General features: G+C 62.6%; 16 protein-coding genes. 10 read left to right on the forward strand and 6 right to left on the reverse strand.

Annotated elements, in window-relative coordinates; genetic code table 11:
* Positions 1 to 233: 233 nt before the first annotated feature.
* The 3 genes from ABAC460_RS31610 to ABAC460_RS31620 all read right to left on the reverse strand — a co-directional run bounded on the left by ABAC460_RS31610 (position 234) and on the right by ABAC460_RS31620 (position 4416).
* A complete protein-coding gene (locus ABAC460_RS31610) occupies positions 234 to 1874 on the reverse strand; it encodes an EAL domain-containing protein (protein ID WP_023452643.1) in 1641 nt (546 codons plus the stop codon).
* A 238-nt stretch (positions 1875 to 2112) separates the two neighbouring features.
* On the reverse strand, positions 2113 to 3957 hold the full coding sequence (locus ABAC460_RS31615) for an ATP-binding protein (RefSeq protein ID WP_023452644.1): 1845 nt from the start codon (positions 3955 to 3957) through the stop codon (positions 2113 to 2115).
* Between the two features lie 102 nt (positions 3958 to 4059).
* Positions 4060 to 4416 carry a DUF2200 domain-containing protein gene (locus tag ABAC460_RS31620; protein ID WP_023452645.1) on the reverse strand — a complete coding sequence of 119 codons (357 nt, stop codon included), beginning with the start codon at positions 4414 to 4416 and terminating at the stop codon, positions 4060 to 4062.
* 124 nt (positions 4417 to 4540) lie between these two features.
* Between ABAC460_RS31620 and ABAC460_RS31625 the strand changes: the two genes are divergently transcribed.
* From ABAC460_RS31625 to ABAC460_RS31635, 3 genes are read left to right on the forward strand one after another with little or no spacing between them, the layout of a single operon-like run.
* Positions 4541 to 5452 (forward strand): transglutaminase family protein, encoded by a 912-nt coding sequence (locus ABAC460_RS31625; protein WP_023452646.1) that lies wholly within the window; start codon positions 4541 to 4543, stop codon positions 5450 to 5452.
* A complete protein-coding gene (locus ABAC460_RS31630; protein ID WP_023452647.1) occupies positions 5449 to 6258 on the forward strand; it encodes a transglutaminase-like domain-containing protein in 810 nt (269 codons plus the stop codon). The genes ABAC460_RS31625 and ABAC460_RS31630 overlap by 4 nt, the downstream gene beginning before the upstream one ends.
* Positions 6259 to 6284: 26 nt before the next feature.
* The gene (locus ABAC460_RS31635) at positions 6285 to 6986 is read left to right on the forward strand and encodes an N-formylglutamate amidohydrolase (RefSeq protein WP_023452648.1); all 702 of its coding nucleotides are present in this window, start codon (positions 6285 to 6287) and stop codon (positions 6984 to 6986) included.
* An 82-nt stretch (positions 6987 to 7068) separates the two neighbouring features.
* On the opposite strand, the gene ABAC460_RS31640 is transcribed toward ABAC460_RS31635, so the two are convergent.
* The gene (locus ABAC460_RS31640) at positions 7069 to 8769 is read right to left on the reverse strand and encodes a methyl-accepting chemotaxis protein (protein ID WP_023452649.1); all 1701 of its coding nucleotides are present in this window, start codon (positions 8767 to 8769) and stop codon (positions 7069 to 7071) included.
* Positions 8770 to 8904: 135 nt separating this feature from the next.
* Here ABAC460_RS31640 and ABAC460_RS31645 point away from each other — a divergent pair, with 135 nt between their 5' ends.
* Positions 8905 to 9798 carry a dihydrodipicolinate synthase family protein gene (locus ABAC460_RS31645; protein WP_023452650.1) on the forward strand — a complete coding sequence of 298 codons (894 nt, stop codon included), beginning with the start codon at positions 8905 to 8907 and terminating at the stop codon, positions 9796 to 9798.
* A gap of 181 nt (positions 9799 to 9979) precedes the next feature.
* Here ABAC460_RS31645 and ABAC460_RS31650 read toward each other — a convergent pair whose 3' ends face one another.
* Positions 9980 to 11536: an alpha-N-arabinofuranosidase gene (locus ABAC460_RS31650; protein ID WP_031236534.1), complete on the reverse strand. Its 1557-nt coding sequence runs from the start codon at positions 11534 to 11536 to the stop codon at positions 9980 to 9982.
* Between the two features lie 178 nt (positions 11537 to 11714).
* Here ABAC460_RS31650 and ABAC460_RS31655 point away from each other — a divergent pair, with 178 nt between their 5' ends.
* The 4 genes from ABAC460_RS31655 to ABAC460_RS31670 all read left to right on the forward strand — a co-directional run bounded on the left by ABAC460_RS31655 (position 11715) and on the right by ABAC460_RS31670 (position 13429).
* Positions 11715 to 11984: a type II toxin-antitoxin system ParD family antitoxin gene (locus ABAC460_RS31655; protein WP_023452652.1), complete on the forward strand. Its 270-nt coding sequence runs from the start codon at positions 11715 to 11717 to the stop codon at positions 11982 to 11984.
* A gap of 67 nt (positions 11985 to 12051) precedes the next feature.
* Positions 12052 to 12648: a hypothetical protein gene (locus ABAC460_RS31660; protein ID WP_023452653.1), complete on the forward strand. Its 597-nt coding sequence runs from the start codon at positions 12052 to 12054 to the stop codon at positions 12646 to 12648.
* A gap of 83 nt (positions 12649 to 12731) precedes the next feature.
* Positions 12732 to 12989, forward strand: coding sequence for a hypothetical protein (locus tag ABAC460_RS31665; protein ID WP_023452654.1), 258 nt, complete (start codon positions 12732 to 12734; stop codon positions 12987 to 12989).
* Between the two features lie 5 nt (positions 12990 to 12994).
* Entirely contained in the window at positions 12995 to 13429 is a 435-nt protein-coding gene (locus ABAC460_RS31670) for a hypothetical protein (RefSeq protein WP_023452655.1), read from the forward strand.
* Between the two features lie 3 nt (positions 13430 to 13432).
* On the opposite strand, the gene ABAC460_RS31675 is transcribed toward ABAC460_RS31670, so the two are convergent.
* Positions 13433 to 14068, reverse strand: coding sequence for a TetR/AcrR family transcriptional regulator (locus tag ABAC460_RS31675; RefSeq protein WP_023452656.1), 636 nt, complete (start codon positions 14066 to 14068; stop codon positions 13433 to 13435).
* A 116-nt stretch (positions 14069 to 14184) separates the two neighbouring features.
* Between ABAC460_RS31675 and ABAC460_RS31680 the strand changes: the two genes are divergently transcribed.
* Both ABAC460_RS31680 and ABAC460_RS31685 read left to right on the forward strand, forming a co-directional pair.
* Positions 14185 to 15657 carry an efflux transporter outer membrane subunit gene (locus ABAC460_RS31680; RefSeq protein ID WP_023452657.1) on the forward strand — a complete coding sequence of 491 codons (1473 nt, stop codon included), beginning with the start codon at positions 14185 to 14187 and terminating at the stop codon, positions 15655 to 15657.
* Between the two features lie 10 nt (positions 15658 to 15667).
* Positions 15668 to 16771, forward strand: a complete 1104-nt coding sequence (locus ABAC460_RS31685) for an HlyD family secretion protein (RefSeq protein WP_023452658.1) — start codon at positions 15668 to 15670, stop codon at positions 16769 to 16771.
* Positions 16772 to 16944: the final 173 nt, after the last annotated feature.

The raw sequence follows: 16944 nt of genomic DNA on the forward strand, positions 1-16944 counted from the left end.
TAGGCTTCACCTTTCTTGCTCCTCCCCGCTTGTCGGGGAGGGGGACCGCCCGAAGCCGTAGCGAAGCAAAGGCGTAGGGGGGTGGTGGGGTCTCTTGCTGTCTTGTCGGCGCCGCCTGAGATTCGGGAAAGTAAGAAACCCCACCACCACGTGTCGTCCTTCGCTACGCTTCGTCCTGGCGCGGTCCCCCTCCCCAACAAGTGGGGAGGAGCAAGAAAAAACAAGTCAGCGGGTCAGCCCCAGCTATCGACAAACCCCTTGCGGCGGCCATTGGCCATTTCCGGCGCCGACATCATCAAAGGCTTGGGCCGGCCCAGGTGATAGCCCTGACCGAATCCGATGCCCATCTCGACACACAGCCGGACCATCTCCTCGTCCTCGATCATCTCGGCGATGACCTCCGTCTTCAGCTCCTTGCACAGGCTGCTGACCGAGCGGATCAGGGCGCGCTGACGCGGGTTCTCGCGCGCATCCTTCAGGAACGGCCCGTCGATCTTGACATAGTCGACATCGAAACTGCGCAGGTAAGCATAGGCCGCGGCGCCGGCGCCGAAATCGTCCAGGCACACCTGATACCCCGTACGGCGCAGCCACCTCAGGAAGGTTCCCACTGCATCCAGCTGCTTGATCTCGCTCGACTCGGTCAGCTCGAACATCAACCGGCTTGTCAGGTCGCGGTGCGGCATCAGCAGTTGACGCAGGCTTTCGCGGAACGCTTCCGACTCTACGGAAGCACCCGACAGGTTGACGGCGATACTGACATCTGTGCGGGCCTGAAGCATGTCCACGGCCTTCTTGCAGACGGCCAGATCGAAATCCTCCATCAGCCCCAGCTGTTCGCTCATGCGGATGGTGTCGTAGGGCGAGCGGCCGTCCGAAAAGCGCATCAGCGCCTCGTAGTGATGGATCTTCCGATCCTGCAACGACACAACAGGCTGATAGAACAGGCTGAAATTGTTGTCTTCGATCAGGCTCTTGATCGAATCGAAATGCTGCACCGTCTCGGCCATGGCCGACTTCAGGCTTTCCTGAAGCGACTTGATCTGGGTCTTTTCCGGCTTGCAGAAGTTGGTAACGGCAAAGCTGAGGGCGCGCGCCACGCTGTCCTGGTCCAGGTTGCCGGTCGACAGTTCCAGGCTCATCACGGTGGGCACAAAGCTGTTTTCGGCCAGGCCGGCGGCCACGGCCACGGCCTTGAACTCACGCGTCAGACTTTCCGGCGTGGCGGTATCGCCCTTGGCCGGCGGGATATAGCTGAATTCCTCGTCCGACAGTCGCGCCGCCGCGGTGCCGCCCATCGACTGGGCGCGCAGAACCGCGCCGATCTCACCCAGCAACTGATGCGCCTGCGGCTTCGGAAGGCCGCGCACGGCGTTGGACAGCCCTTTCAGGCGGACCATCTTCATTTCCCTGGGCGCCTTGGCCGGATCGCCGGCCAGGGCGCTGTTTGCCATATCCTGAAATCCGGAACCATCCAGCAGGCCGGTGGTTTCGTCGCGCTCGGTCAGCGAGACATTGGACAGGACGGTCAGGGTCAGGAAGGTGTGGTTGTCCTGGGTCGGCAGGTGGCAGGCGCCGAGATTGATCAGCAACGGCGGCTTGTCGCCCTGGTCCAGGCGCAGCGAACAGGGCTCGATGCGACCCAGGCGCTGGGCGCGCTGCAGGAGGCGGCGGGCGAACGACCGGTCGGCCGGCAGAATGATGTCGGTCACATCACGGCCGGCGATCTCGGCGGCCAGCGCATTGAGCAGCGCCTGGGTGGCGCCGACGGTCTTGACGATTCGCAGGTCTGCGTCGATTTCGACCAGAAGGTCGGCGGCGGCCAATGAAAAGGCCATGTACCGGTCACGCTGGTTCTTGAAGTCGTCACTCATGCGGCATCCCCGACGGGCCCACCTCTCACCAGAGCAGGCTAAGGGTGACATCATGCCAGTGAGTTGTTAATTTTGACTTAGATGCCAAATTTTCCCGACACGAAATAAGGTATTGAAACACCTTCACTTTATCCGGAATGCGCAAACTGTGCCATTGCGCGTAAAAAAGCGCCCTGCCCCGACCGGGACAGGACGCTGATACTGTACGCAACTCGACTGACTTTCTGGGTTATGGCTTTCAGAGATCCAGCTTCATGTCCTGAAGCAGCGCCTTCAGATATTCGCGATTGATGCGGTCCTCGTCGACCGGCGCGATTCGAGCGGCAGCCGCCTGGGCATTCGGGCGCATCGGGTCAATCGGCGCACGCATCGGACGCGGCGCGATGAACTGGGCGGTTTCGATCGCCTTGGCCGGGCCTTCGACCCACTGCACCGGGATTTCGAACCAGAAGTTGGAGCCTTCGCCCTGACGCGAGACGACGCCGATATGGCCGCCCAGCAGGTCGACAATGGCCTTCGAGATCGACAGACCGAGACCGTTGCCGCTCTTGCGGTTCGCCGTAATGTCAGCGCCACCGAACAACGTCAATGATTGATCTTCGCTCATGCCGACGCCGGTATCGCGGACCGAAATGCGCAGCCACGGGGCGTTTTCGATCGTCACCTGCGACGCTGTCACATTGATCAGGCCACCACGGGTAAACTTGCAGGCATTGCTCAGCAGGTTCTGCACCACCTGGCGCAGGCGCATCGAATCAAGACGCGCATAGGGGTTGTCGCAGTCGACAAAATGCGCCGTCAGCTTGGTTTGCGACGCCTGGGCCTGGGCAGCGAACTGGTTGACGACATCCTTGACCAGGTTGACGACATTGACCGATTCCTCGGCCGAATGGGCGTGATCCTCACCGCGCGCCGGCGCCGCTTCCAGCGACGAGACGTCGACCGTATCCTTGACCAGCGACTGCAAGGCCTTGGCCGACTTGAGCAGGTTAGTGGTATAGGCGGCGATGTCCGGATTGTCGTGGCGCTGCTCGTTCAACAGGCGGGCATAGCCCAGGATGTTGTTGAGCGGCGTCTTCAGTTCATTGGTGATGTGGGTCAGGAAGCTGTTCTTGGCTTCGTTGATGTCCTCGGCCGCCATACGGGCGCGAATCAGTTCTTCCTGGTCCGACACGCCTTCGGTGACGTCACGGACGACGCCGCACAGGCGGATCGCCGTGCCCTTGTCGTCATATTCGACGCCGCCCTTGGTGCGGATATTGCGGGTGACCTTGTCCTTGCGGCGCAGGATCTCGACGTTGAAATCGAAGTCCTCGCCATAGTTCACGGCGCGCTGGAACTTATCGATGATCAACTGTTGATCGGCCGCTTCATAGATGTCGAGCTGGGTGGCGACACGCGGCTTGTACGACTTGGGCGACAGGCCGTAGATGGCGTACAGGCCCTTGGACCAGGTGACTTCGCGGGTTTTCAGGTCGATGGCCCAATGGCCGATGCCGGTCATGTCCTGGGCCAGGTCGAAACGGATCTGATTCGACTTGAGTTCAAACAGGATGTCACTGCGCTCGACCGTGTTCTGGGCCAGGGCGATGGTGGTGGCGGCATTGTTGGCGAACTGACGGAACAGCGCCATCTTCGCTGCGGTGAAATCGTGACGCGGCTGGCGCTCGCTGAGGATCAGCACGCCCAGGACAACGCCGTCGGAGACCAGCGGCATGTCGACATAGAAGCGCAGTTTCGGCCCGTTCAGCACGGCGGCTTCCAGGAAGTAGCGCGCGTCGGCGGTGGCGTCCGGAATTAGCAGGGGCTCGCCCGGGATCAGCTTGCGCTGGCAAAAGGAAATGTCGTCCAGCAGGGTTTCGCTGCTGAAGCCCGCGGTCCCCTTGACCTCAAGCTGGCTGCCTTCATACAGCTTGATGATGGCCAGCGGCGTGTCGAACAGGCCGGCGGCCAGTTCGCACACGGACTTGCAGATACGCCCGAATTCGAGCTCGCGTTCCTGAGCCTTGGCCTGGGCCTTGGCGTCACCTTTTTGGTGCGCGGAGGCATGGGCAAGGGCGGTGTCTTCAGCAAATTGGGGCATAGGTAAACCTTCTCGATGCACGAAGGTTAACCAAAAAGGTTTACCCATTTGTAAATGAATCGCTTAACCACGCGTTATGGTTAAGCTTTTCCGCAATGAGTTTTAATTGGCCGGTTTACGCAGGATTTTCGCCATCGGCCGGCCCTTGGCCAGTTCGTCGATCAGCTTGTCCATATAACGAATTTCGCGCATCAGCGGGTCTTCGATCTCTTCGATCCGCACGCCGCAGATCACACCGGTGATCAGGTGCCGCGCCGGATGAAGCTGCGGCGCCTGGGCGAAAAAGTCCTCGAAATTGGTCTTCGCCGCCAGATGCGCTTCGAACTGCGCCTGGCTATAGCCGGTCATCCAGAGGATAATCTCGTCGACCTCGGCCTGGGTACGGCCCTTCCTCTCCACCTTCGCGATGTAGAGGACATGCACGCTGGCGAAGCTCATCTTATAGATACGATGGGTCATGACTCATAATGACCCAGCCCCGGCCCGGTTGGCAAGAGGGGGCGAGGAAGGTGTCGGCTGACGCATCGAAAACTTGCATCCCGGCCTGTAAACCCGCTGCGTGGTAACCGAAAGCTGACCATTCATGACCGTCCTGCGGGTGACGCACATCACGACCTACACGTACAAACGGCCGGTCGGATTTGGACAGCACCGCCTGCTGTTTCGACCGCGCGACAGTCAGGACCAGCGCCTGTTGTCGTCCAGCCTGAACATCTTCCCGGCACCCAGCGACCTGTTCTGGATTCATGACGCCTTTAACAACTGCATTGCCGTCGCCGAGTTCGACACGGAGTCGGATACCTTGAGGTTCGAAACCGATATCGTCCTCGATCATAAGCCGCAAAACGCCCTGCATTTCCGCGCCGACGCCGAAGCGCGGGTTTGGCCCTTCGCATACGACGATGAAAACCTGCCGGACCTGCAGGCCGTGATTGCGCGCCAATATTCCCAGGACACGGAAACGCCGGCGTGGGCCCGGCGCTTTGTCGATCCGTCCGGCGGCGCCGACACGGCGCGGCTGCTGGAATCTCTGACCCACGCCATCCACAACGATTTCAAGTATATCCGCCGCGGCAATCCCGGCACGCAGACACCGGAAATGACTCTCTACAGCCTGAGCGGCACGTGCCGCGACTACGCCCTGCTGATGATCGAGGCCGTCCGGTCGCTGGGCTTTGCCGCGCGTTTCGTCACCGGCTACATCTATTCGCCGTCCCGCGACACGCCCGAACGGCTGGGCGGCGGCGCGACCCATGCCTGGGTCCAGGTCTTCCTGCCGGGCGCGGGATGGGTGGAGTTCGACCCCACTAACGGCATTGTCGGTAATCGCGACCTGATCCGCGTCGGCGTGACCCGTACGCCGCGCCAGGCCATCCCGCTTTGGGGCACCCATACCGGAACCCGCATGGATTTTTTAGCCATGGATGTCCAGGTTGACGTCAGCTCCGTAGAGCCTCCGCTTATCCCGTCCCAACTCAACAACGAGCCCTTATGAAAATCCGCGCCGGCTACACCCTCACCTACCAATGTCCCAAGCCGACGCCCATGCTGTTGTGCCTGAACCTCCACCCATCGCGCCGTCCCGATCTTCTGACACCGCAGGTGATCACCTTCGCGCCAGCGATCGAGTCCTGGGACTATTCCGATAGCTTCGGCAACATCTGTACCCGCATCACGGCGCCCCAGGGCGAACTGACAATCTCAACGGAGTTCGTGGTCTACGATTCCGGCAAGCCTGACCATGTTCCCTTCGACGCCGTGCAGCACGATATCCGTGACCTGCCGGACGAGGTGCTCGTCTTCCTGCTCGGCTCGCGCTACTGCGAGACCGACCGCCTGGATGATATCGCCTGGTCCCTGTTCGGCACGACACGGCCCGGCTGGCCCAGAGTCCAGGCCATCCTCGATTTCGCCCACGCGCGTATCCGCTTTGACTATCAAATGGCCGATCGTCGGCGCGGCGCCTTTGGCGGTTATAGCGATCAGGTTGGCGTGTGCCGCGATTTCGCCCACCTGGCCCTGACCCTGTGCCGGTGCATGAACATTCCGGCACGTTACTGCACCGGCTATCTTGGCGACATCAAGGTGCCGGTGTCCGATGCACCCATGGACTTTTCCGGCTGGTTCGAAGTGTATCTCGGCGGCCACTGGTATACGGCCGATGCCCGGCATAATGTCCCCCGCGTCGGGCGTATCCTGATGGGTATCGGACGCGACGCCACCGATGTCGCGATTTCAACCCAGTTCGGTCCGGCCGAACTGACCGGCTTTGAAGTGGTAACGGAGGAGGTCAGCGAATAGACCGTACGGCGGATTGGGCCGCGCCCGTGGAATGTCTCAACCCCCAGGGCGCGTCCGACGTCGTCCTGTTGTGCGAACACGCCTCCAACCATATTCCTGCCGAATACGGCGGACTGGGCCTGACGCCGCAGGACCTGACGCGGCACATCGCGTGGGATCCCGGCGCCGCCGACGTCACCCGGCTGTTGTCGCAGCACCTGGACGCCACCGCGTTTCTCGGCACCTTTTCCCGGCTCCTGATCGACCTGAACCGTCCGTTGGGTTCCGCCGGCAGCATCGTGACGCGATCGGAAGCCACCGACATTCCCGGCAATGTTGATCTGTCGCCCGAAGAGATCGCACGCCGGGTCGGCAACATCTTCACGCCCTATCATGACGCTGTCTCTGCCTGCCTGGATGCGCGCCAGGGAAGGCCGACCCGGCTGGTCAGTATCCACAGTTTCACGCCGGTCTTCCTGGGCGTTGCCCGCACCTGGGAGGGGGGCATCCTGTTCGGCGAAGCCGCTGCGTTCGGCGAAACGCTGGTTTCACGCCTGCGGACGGACGGCCTGCGGGTCGGCGCCAATGTGCCCTATAAGACCGACCGCAATGAGGACTATGCCGTGCCGGTCCATGGCGACGACCGGGGAATTCCCGCCGTGCTGGTCGAGATCCGCAACGACCTTATCGATACCGCCGAGAGCGTCCGGGCCTGGGCTCAGCTCCTGGCGGCGGCGCTCCAGGGATAAGCCGTGCCGGAACGCGTCACCGACATACCTTTTCGAAATGCGGCACGGTCGGCCTCGTCCTTGCCGTCCACAGCTGATCCGTCTACGCCGCGCGGACGATATTGTCCGCTTCGGTCGACGCAATCTGCATGTTTTTGGCCATGTCCTGAGACGTGGCGCTCTGCTCTTCGACGGCGCCGGCGGTGAACAACACCTGTTCCTGGACATCGGCGACCGTGGCGCGGATCATATCGAGTGCGCTGACCACGGCGTTGGAGCTGGCCCGCACCCCGGCGATTTCGGCGGCGATCTGTTCAGTTGCCCGCCGCGCCTGGGTGGCCAGGTTCTTGACCTCGGTGGCGACGACGGCAAAACCGCGCCCGGCCTCTCCGGCCCGCGCCGACTCGATGGTGGCGTTAAGCGCCAGCAGGTTGATCTGGCCCGTAATGCCGGTAATCATGTCGACAATACCGTCCATTTGAAGCGCCGCCCGGGCCATGCTGTGGGCGCTCTCGTCGGCCTCGGCCACGCATTGCGTCGCCTTGTCGGCGGCCACGCGCGTATGGCTCATGGTGTCGGAAATCGAGCGGCCGGTCACGGCCATCTCTTCGACGGCGGCCGACAATTCCTGCAACGACCGCGACAGTTCGGTCGTGCGGTTCAGCGCCACCCGGCGCGCCGTTACATCGGAGGCATATTTCACCACCTTGTACGGCCGGCCGTTGGAGTCGAGAATGGCGTTGTAAGACGCCTGGATATAGACTCTTTCGCCCGCGCGGTTCACCCGAACGAACTCACCCGAAACATATTCGCCATGGCTCAGCCGGTCCCAGAACTGGCGGTAGGCGTCGCCGGCACGCATGCCCTCGTCGACAAACATGCTGTGATGACGGCCGCGAATGTCGTCCAGCCGATAGCCCATCACATGCAGGAAGTTGTCGTTGGCGGTCAGCACCGTACCATCCAGGGCAAACTCGATGACCGCCTGCGCCCGCGAAATCGCCGCGATCTGACAGGCATAGTCGGCATCGCGCCGGGCGCGCTCGGTAATATCGGTGGCGAACTTCACAACCTTGACCGGACGCCCGTCAAACCCGAGCACAGGATTATAGGACGCCTGGATGATGACTTCGCGCCCGCCCTTGCCGATCCGGCGAAACTGCGACGCGACGAATTCGCCCGCCCCCAGCCGGCGCCAGAATTCGCCATAGCCGGCCGCATTGCGCTCGCTTTCCTCGACAAACATGCCGTGATGCCTGCCGGCGATCTCCCTAAGTTCATAGCCCATGACATTCAGGAAATTGTCGTTGGCGGTCAGCACTGTGCCATCCAGGGCAAACTCAATGACCGCCTGGGACCGGTCGATCGCGGCGATCTTGCCCTCGGCGTCCATGTCCTTCAACTTGCGCTGGGTCACATCATAGGCGAACTTCACCACCTTGACCGGCCGCCCCTGGCCGTCCAGCACGGGCGTGTAGGCGGCCTCGATAAAGACATCGCGCCCTCCCTTGCCCTTGCGCCGGAATTCACCGTCGCGGGCGACGCCGGCCTTCAGGTCGGCCCAGAACTGGCGGTACTCAGCGCCGGCGGCAAAGGCCGGATCGACGAACATACTGTGATGCCGGCCGGTGACCTCGTCCAGCCGATAGCCCATCGCTGTCAGGAAGCGGTCATTGGCATGACGGATTGTGCCGTCCAGGTCGAACTCGATAATCGCCTGGGTACGGTTGATCGCATCGCGAATCGCCAGTGCCTCCGCCGCATCCGCCCTGTTCCCTGATCCGAACCATCCGCCGAGCTTCATGATCGCCTCCATCATAGCTTGCATCATAGCTGGCATTATCGCCCGCATATGCAATGGTTTGCAGTGTTACGCTAAAACCTTAGGGCATGGTAAACGCCACACACGACAACTAACGGTTTATCAGGATTTCCGGACATGACGCGCTTTACGGGCCTCTCCGCCTTCCCCATCACGCCTTCCGACGCCCATGGCCGGGTCGATACAAGCGCTTTACGCACCCTCGTCGGGCGCCTGGCCGGCGCGGGCGTTAACTCCATCGGCGTGCTCGGCAGCACCGGCACCTACATGTACCTCAGCCGCGACGAACGCGCCCGTGCCATCGAGGCCGCCGTCGCCGAAACGTCTGGCCGCGTCCCCGTCATGGCCGGCATCGGCGCCCTGCTGACCCGCGACGCCATCGCCCTGGCCAGGGACGCCAAGGCGCTGGGCGCTACGGCCGGCCTGCTGGCGCCGGTCTCCTACACCCCTCTGACCGAAGACGAGGTATATGAACATTTCGCCGCTGTCGCCGGCGAAAGCGGCCTGCCGATCGTGATCTACGACAATCCCGGCACGACGCATTTCCGCTTTACGCCCGAGATGATCGCCCGCCTGGCCCGCCTCCCCGGCATTGTCGCCGCCAAGAACCCGACCAAGTCGCCGGACGACACGCCCGGCCATCTGGCAACCCTGCGCGCCAGCGTCCCAGCGGAGTTTTCCATCGGCTATTCCGGCGACTGGAACTGCGTCGAGGCACTGATCGCCGGCGGCGATGCCTGGTACAGCGTCCTGGCCGGCATGTTCCCGGCCGTCTGCGTGAAGATGGCCCACGCGGCCAAGACCGATCCCGCCGAAGCCCGCCGTCTTAACGCCGCGCTGATGCCGGTGTGGGATTTGATGCGGCAACATACTGGCCTGCGCGTCATGTATGTCCTGGCCGAGCGCCTGGGCATACACGCCGAACCGCCGCGGCCGATCCTGCCCCTGGCGGAACCGGTGAAGCAACAGGTCCGGGATAGTTTCGACGCTCTCTCAGAGCTTCTGGTCTAAAGCAACCGCCGCCTCCAGCAGCTCTCCCAACCGCGCGGCGGCGCCCGTCAGGCCTTCGCGCGTCTGCAAGGTCACCGCAAAAGCCGGCAGGCGCGGCAAACCGAACAGGGCGCCACCGGTGCCTCGCTCCCCGGCCCAGAGACGACGTGCCGGTGAGCGTGTGGAAACGCCTGCCGTAAACCTACTTGTTCAGGGTCAACACCGTCACCGAAGCCGGGGCCAGGCGCACCATGACCTTGCCGTCCTTCAGCTTGGCGGTAACCGGCTTGGGCGCAACCGTCGACGGTGCGTCGAAGGTATTGGCCGAGTCGATCTTGGCCGAGGCCAGGGTTTCGCCCGAGACCGAACGCACCTTGAAGCCGAGCGACGCCACATCGATATCGACCGGCTTATTCGGGTCGACATTGGTCAGAGACAGGTAGAGCTTCCCGTCGGCGCCCAGGGCCGCCACCGCGTCCAGCCGCGGCAGGGTGATGCCTTCGAAGCTGTAGACACCGGCATCATAGGTCACCGGAATATAGGTGGCGTCCTGGAACGGCACGTACATCTTGAAGACATGATAGGTCGGGGTCAACAGCATCTTGTCCTTGTCCGTCAGGATCATGGCCTGGAGGACATTAACCATCTGGGCGATGTTGGCCATGCGGACGCGATCCGAATGGCGGGCAAAGATGTTGATGTTCAGCGCGGCCAGGACGGCGTCACGCTGGGTGTTCTGCTGCATCAGGAAACCCGGATTGGTGCCCGGTGTGGCGGCATACCAGGCGCCCCATTCGTCGACGACCAGGGACACCTTCTTCTCCGGATCGTACTTGTCCATGATGGCGGAATGGGTGGCGACCAGGGTCTCCATACCCAGGGTGTCCTTAAGCATCACGGCATAGGTCTTTTCGCCGAAACCAACCGCCGGCTGCGACACCGGGAAACCGCCGCCGGTCGTATAGCTGTGCAGCGACAGACCCTCGATGCTCCACGCCCAGCTACGGCCGGCAAAGGCCTTCATCACCGCCTCGGTATAGCCGGTGTCGCCGCCATTGGGGCCGACGGCGATGCGCTGCATCGGCGCGGCCGGGTTGTAGTTGCGCACGAAACGCGAATACATCTTCATCTGGCTGACATAGAAGTCGGGCGTCATCCCCCCGCCGCAGTCCCAGCTTTCGTTGCCGATGCCAACAAAGGGCACCTTGTAGGGTTCGGCGTGGCCGTTCTTCGCCCGCTCCGCACCGATGGCGTCTTCTGTACTCGACGTCATATATTCCAGCCATTCGGCGGCCTCGCCCGGCGTGCCGGAGCCGACATTGACCGAAACATAGGCCTCGGCGCCGACCTGGCCGGCAAAGTCCATGAATTCGTCGGTGCCGAAGGTGTTGGGCTCGATAACCCCGCCCCAGTTGGCGTTCATCATCGCCTTGCGTTCCGGACCGATGCCGCGGCGCCAGTGGTATTCGTCGGCGAAGCAACCGCCGGGCCAGCGCACCACCGGCACCTTGATGGCCTTCAGCGCCGCGACGACGTCGTTGCGGATGCCGCGCGTATTGGGGATGGCCGAGTCCTTGCCGACCCAGATGCCTTCATAGATACCGCTGCCCAGATGTTCGGCGAACTGGCCGAAGATGCGACGGTCGATCTTCGCGCCGGGCTTGGCGGCATCGATAGTGACGGTGACGCTGTCGGCGGCCTGCGCCGTACCGGACACGATGGCGAGCGACAATACGCCTGCGAGTGCGATGGACTTCATGCTTCTCTCCCAAGTTCAGCGTTTTCCACTGTTTGTGATAGCGCTACCACGGACAGGCCAAGATGAAAAGAGATTTGTCCGACTTTTGGCAGTGGCCACAACGAGATGCCTTTATTGTCAATGTTTGACAATTCGTGCCCGCACCCTATCCTTTTCCGGATCGTAAGGGAACTTCGCCATGAGCATGAATGTAAACCTGACTCCCCGGCTTGAGGACATGGTCCGTCAAAAAGTCGCCGGCGGCCTTTACAACAATGCCTCCGAGGTTGTTCGCGACGCCTTGCGCCTGATGGAAGCGCAGGATCGATTGCAGGCGGCAAAGATTGAAGCGATGAAGCTGGAAGCTCTTCGCGAAGATCTGCACGATGGGCTGGCCAGCGGCCCTGCAGGCGAATTGAACATAGAAGCCATTAAAGAGCGGGGACGCGCCCGGCTAAACCAACGCTAAGAGCGCATCGCGCCGCCACAGTTTTGCCTTAAAGCAAGGCTTCCCTTATCGTCACAGGGGGGAGACGATGACAACCATCCTACAGACACCAGCCCAGGCGCCACCGCCCGAGGTTGCGTCAGGAAAGCATGGTGATGTCGTTTTTGTCTCCGATACCGATCCATTCGGCGGCTACTATTCCGGCTGGCAGACGCTGCTGGTCTATGGCTTGGCCTTGACCGCCACAATCCTCATCACGCGGCGCAACGGCCCGAAAGCCGGACGCATGACGTTTTATCTCGGTCTTGTGGCGCTGGGGGCGCTTCAAATCGCGCCCTACCTGATCCTGCTGCCGCAAATGCGCGCCTACGGCATCACCCTTGTTTTCCAACTGCCTCTGATGCTCGCCCAGTCGGTCCTGGTCACCGGCTTCTGGCTGCCGGTTTTCTGGCTGACGACCCTACCGGGGAAATTCCAGCAAAAACTTCCCATCGCACTTGCCATATCCACTGTCGGCGCCGCCATCTTTTCGGCCTGCCTCAGGTTTCCAGCCTCCGGCATTCTCGACTTCGAGATACTCACGGCGCTGACGGTCGCGGCTGTCCTGGGCGGCATCCTGTTCGCCGTTCACGTGGTTTATCTGCTGGCGGCATTTTGGTTATCGAGGCGCCCTAAGCCAGCCTAACCTTTTCCACCTTGCAAGCGAAGCCCTGAGATTGACCCATTGGCAAAATTGTGTAAAATTCGAAAATTACGCATTTTTGACACATGGTGACCGTTGTGCCCCAAACGCCCCTCGTTAAAGCGACCGATTTCAGCCGGAAGTTCGCTCAGTATACGACGGAAGCCGCCATCAAGGGCGTCGTTGAGGTGGAAAACCACAACCGCCTTATCGGCGCGTTTCTGTCTCCCGCGGAATATGCCAATTACCAACTCTGGAAGGCCCGGGAGCGCCAAGTCTCCCTGGTAAACGAACTTCCCGACGAAGTTAAGAAGCTGCTCGTTGAAGCCAAATACGGCGAATAAGGCGCGTGAACTTTCCCGAACCCGTCGCGGGCCTCGTCGTCCGCTACAGCTACCTTTGGCACGATGACAAAATCGCCGGCGCGGTCGAAGGATCGAAAGACCGACCCGCTGCCATCGTCATGCGTAAGGTGCAGGAAAATGGTCACCCCGATCTCGTCTTTGTGCTCCCGATCACCCATACCGAACCCAAGGCACCGACTGTCGGTGTGGCCATCCCCTGGGCTGTGGCGCGTGCCACAGGTCTGGACGATATCCCGCAATGGGTTGTGGTCAGTGAAGTCAATTATTTCAACTGGCCGGGCTACGATCTCCGTGCCGATCCGAAGACTGGCAGGATTGCGTACGGCATGTTGCCGAAGACCTTCTTCGGGGAGGTCCATGCCGCCATGGTCAGGCAGATTCACACAAAGGCTATGAAAACCAGCAAGCGCACAGAGTAGAGTTCACACCGACTTCACCGCGTCCGCCTTGCAGGCGAAATAGGTCAGGAAGACATCGATCGCGACATCGATATGGTGATGCAGTTGGGCTTCGCTGGGCGGCGGCGCCAGGTTCAGCACGCGCTTGAAATGCAGATCGCCGAAGATCAGGCTCTTCAGGATTACCGCTGCCTCGTCGACATCAGGGATCGCGATCTGGCCGCGGTCGTGCGCCGTCGTCAGAAGCGCGCGCATGGCCCGGCGGCCATTGCTTTCGATCGCCTCCTGGAACATCTGGGGCAGGTTCGGATTGCGCCGCCCTTCCTCGATGACCAGTTGCATGATGTTGGTCCCCCATTCGGAGACAATCATGCCGACCATCTGGCGCGCGACGACGGTCAGGGACTGACGCAGGTCATCCGTGCCGATATGGGCTTCGAAGACATCCGCCATCGCCTGGCACGACTCGCGCACGATGGCACCGAACAGCTCTTCCTTACTGCTGAAATAGGCGTACAGCGTCGCCTTCGATCCGCCCAGGCGGCTCGAAATCGTCGACATGCTGGCGCCGGCATAGCCGACCTCGAAGAAAACCTCGCGCGCCACCTGAAGGATACGCTCACGGCGCTGGTCACGGAAGTTAGGGGCAGGTGCGTCCATAAAAAAGATATACCGTACTGTACAGTTTCGCTTGACTCGTGGCGGACAATAGCGCAAAGAAAATGAACTGTACAGTACGGTTCACCTTTTTGTGTTTTTGTTAAGGACACCTGGCCATGCGATCCCTCCCCTCGCAGCCCCCCAGGCCAATTTCTAAGGCTTCTGGCGGCCTCTTTGCTTCCACCCTGGCCCTGGCCTCGGTTCTCCTGGTCCTGGCGGGTTGCGCCAGCGTGCCGGATGCGACCACCACCGCGCCCATCGACCCCGCCTCGCTCGCCAGCGCGCAAACGCTGAAGGGTGAAGCCGGCGCCTGGCCGGAACAGGCCTGGTGGCAGGGCTTCAACGATCCCCAGCTCAACGGCCTGATGGACGAAGCCTTCGCCAACAGCCCCGACATGCTGGCCGCCGGCGCGCGCCTGAAGAAGGCGCAATCCTTCAGCAACCAGGTCAAGGCGGCCATGGAGCCCGACGCCAGCTTCAACGCCTCCATCCAGGAAACCAAGCAGAGCCTGAACATGGGCTTCCCGCCGGCGTTCAAGGACTTCCTGCTGGACGGCTACCATCCCTCCACCCGCATCACGGTCGAGGCCAATTACGATCTCGACCTGTGGGGCAAGAGCAAGGCCGCCGTCAAAGGCGCCGCCGGCCAGCAGAAGGCCGCCGAACTCGAAGCCGTGGTGGTGCGCCAGAACCTGGGCGTTGCCATTGCCCGCGCCTATGTCGAGCTGAACCACCTCTATGAGACGCGCGACTTCCTCGCCGATCTGAAGCACGGCGCCGACATCAAACTTGAGCTTTACCAGGCCCGGGCCGATCGCCATCTCGAACCCCAGGACACCGTCCTGCGCGCCCGTGACGAACAGGCACAGGTCGCCGGCCGCATCGCCGCCGTCGACGGCGCCATCGCCGCCCAGGGCCACCTGATCGCTGCCCTCGTCGGGGCCGGTCCCGACCGCGCCCTGACCCTGACCCGGCCGAACCTGGCGCCCGCCGACGCCTTTGCCCTGCCCGACGATGTCCATGCCAATCTGCTGGGCCGCCGTCCCGATGTCCTGGCCGCCCGCCTGCGCGTTGAAGCGCAAGGCCAGAACATCAAATATACCCAGGCCGACTATTATCCCGACGTCAAGCTCAGCGCCTATTTCGGCCTCCAGGCCATCGGCATCCCGAACCTGACCAATTCCGGTTCCGACATCGGCGGCATCGGCCCGGCCTTCAGCCTGCCTTTGTTCCACCAGAAGCGCCTGGACGCCGCCTACCGCTCCGCCGAGGCCGACTATGACCTGGCCGTCGCCGACTACGACACCGCCCTGACCCACGCCCTGCAGGATGTCGCCGACGCCGCCAACGGCACGCGCACCACCTTGGGCCAGGTCACCGCCGCCCAGGCCCGCCGCGACGGCGCCCAGGACGGCTACCAGCTCAGCAGCGCCCGCTTCCAGCGCGGCCTGGCCACCAAGATGGACGTCCTGACCGCCCACGCCAATGTCGTTACCGCCGACAGCGCCCTCAGCGACCTGAAGGCCCAGGCCTATAACGACCGTATCAGCTTCATTGCCGCCCTGGGTGGCGGCTACGCCCCGAATTGAGATTATTGTCATGTCCGACGCAAATCCCCCCGCCGAAACGCCCGTGTCCGCCGCCTCCCCCAAGGCCCGTTCGCGCCGCGGCCCGCTCTTCATGATCTTCGGCGGTGTCGTCCTGCTGGCCGGCCTGGCCTTCGGCGCCTACACCCTGATCGAAGGCGGCAAGTCGGTGAAGACCGACAATGCCTATGTCGACGCGCCATCGGCCGCGGTGACCGCCCAGATCGCCGCCCTGGTCAAGCAGGCCGACATCCACGACACCCAGGTGGTCAAGGCCGGCGACGTCCTGATCGTGCTCGACGACACCGACGCCCGCCTCGCCCTGGCACAGGCTGAAGCCCAGCTCGACCAGGTCACCCGCCAGGTCAGCGCCTATTACAGCAACGACACCACCCTGGCCGCCCAGGCCAGCGCCTCGGCCGCCAATGTCGGCTCAGCCCAGGCCGCTTACGACAAGGCGCTGAAGGCCTATGACGACCGCAAGGCTCTGGTCTCGATCGGCGCCGTCTCGGGCGAAGACCTCAACACGGCGAAAGCCGCCCTCGACCAGGCCGCCTCGGCCCTGACCGCCGCCCGCGCCCAGGCCCAGGCGGCCCAGGGTCAGCGCTCGGCCAATGCCGTGCTGATCTCGGGCGTCGGCGTCCAGGACAACCCTCAGGTCGTGGCCGCCCGGGTCAAGGTCGACCAGGCGAAACTGGATCTCGACCGCACCGTCATCCGCGCCCCGATCTCAGGCGTGATCGCCAAGAATTCGGTCGAGGTCGGCCAGCGCGTCCAGGTCAGCCAGCCTCTGGTGACCATCGTGCCGATCGACAGCGCCTATGTGAACGCCAACTTCAAGGAAGTGCAGCTGAAGGACGTCCGCGTCGGCCAGCCGGTCGAGCTCACGGCCGACACCTATGGCCACGGCGTCAAGTTCCACGGCAAGGTGGTGGGTCTGTCGTCGGGCACGGGTTCGGCCTTCGCGGTCATCCCGGCCCAGAACGCGACGGGCAACTGGATCAAGGTGGTCCAGCGCCTGCCGGTGCGCATCGCGCTCGACCCGAAGGAGCTGAAGGACCACCCGCTTCGCGTCGGCATGAGCATGGAAGCCAAGATCACCGTCAAGGGCAGCTAGACTCGCAACACCTCTTCTCCCGCCCCGTTTACGGGGAGGGGGGACCGCGAAGCGGTGGGAGGGGCTCTTACCGTCCGTGGAATAAGCCCCTTCCGTCTCATGGCTTCGCCATGATCCACCTCCCCCGGCCTCGGCGGCAGCCGAACAGGGGAGGAGAGCAGAAAAGAGCCTAC

The organism is Asticcacaulis sp. AC460 (genome assembly GCF_000495795.1).
Taxonomy (GTDB): domain Bacteria; phylum Pseudomonadota; class Alphaproteobacteria; order Caulobacterales; family Caulobacteraceae; genus Asticcacaulis.

Coding starts and splice junctions, on each gene's coding strand:
- ABAC460_RS31615 (WP_023452644.1), bottom strand. CDS start 3,957: ATGCCCCAATTTGCTGAAGACACCGCCCTTGCCCATGCCTCCGCGCAC.
- ABAC460_RS31650 (WP_031236534.1), bottom strand. CDS start 11,536: ATGAAGTCCATCGCACTCGCAGGCGTATTGTCGCTCGCCATCGTGTCC.
- ABAC460_RS31625 (WP_023452646.1), top strand. CDS start 4,541: ATGACCGTCCTGCGGGTGACGCACATCACGACCTACACGTACAAACGG.
- ABAC460_RS31610 (WP_023452643.1), bottom strand. CDS start 1,874: ATGAGTGACGACTTCAAGAACCAGCGTGACCGGTACATGGCCTTTTCA.
- ABAC460_RS31680 (WP_023452657.1), top strand. CDS start 14,185: ATGCGATCCCTCCCCTCGCAGCCCCCCAGGCCAATTTCTAAGGCTTCT.
- ABAC460_RS31665 (WP_023452654.1), top strand. CDS start 12,732: ATGGTGACCGTTGTGCCCCAAACGCCCCTCGTTAAAGCGACCGATTTC.
- ABAC460_RS31630 (WP_023452647.1), top strand. CDS start 5,449: ATGAAAATCCGCGCCGGCTACACCCTCACCTACCAATGTCCCAAGCCG.
- ABAC460_RS31660 (WP_023452653.1), top strand. CDS start 12,052: ATGACAACCATCCTACAGACACCAGCCCAGGCGCCACCGCCCGAGGTT.
- ABAC460_RS31685 (WP_023452658.1), top strand. CDS start 15,668: ATGTCCGACGCAAATCCCCCCGCCGAAACGCCCGTGTCCGCCGCCTCC.
- ABAC460_RS31645 (WP_023452650.1), top strand. CDS start 8,905: ATGACGCGCTTTACGGGCCTCTCCGCCTTCCCCATCACGCCTTCCGAC.
- ABAC460_RS31655 (WP_023452652.1), top strand. CDS start 11,715: ATGAGCATGAATGTAAACCTGACTCCCCGGCTTGAGGACATGGTCCGT.
- ABAC460_RS31640 (WP_023452649.1), bottom strand. CDS start 8,769: ATGAAGCTCGGCGGATGGTTCGGATCAGGGAACAGGGCGGATGCGGCG.
- ABAC460_RS31675 (WP_023452656.1), bottom strand. CDS start 14,068: ATGGACGCACCTGCCCCTAACTTCCGTGACCAGCGCCGTGAGCGTATC.
- ABAC460_RS31620 (WP_023452645.1), bottom strand. CDS start 4,416: ATGACCCATCGTATCTATAAGATGAGCTTCGCCAGCGTGCATGTCCTC.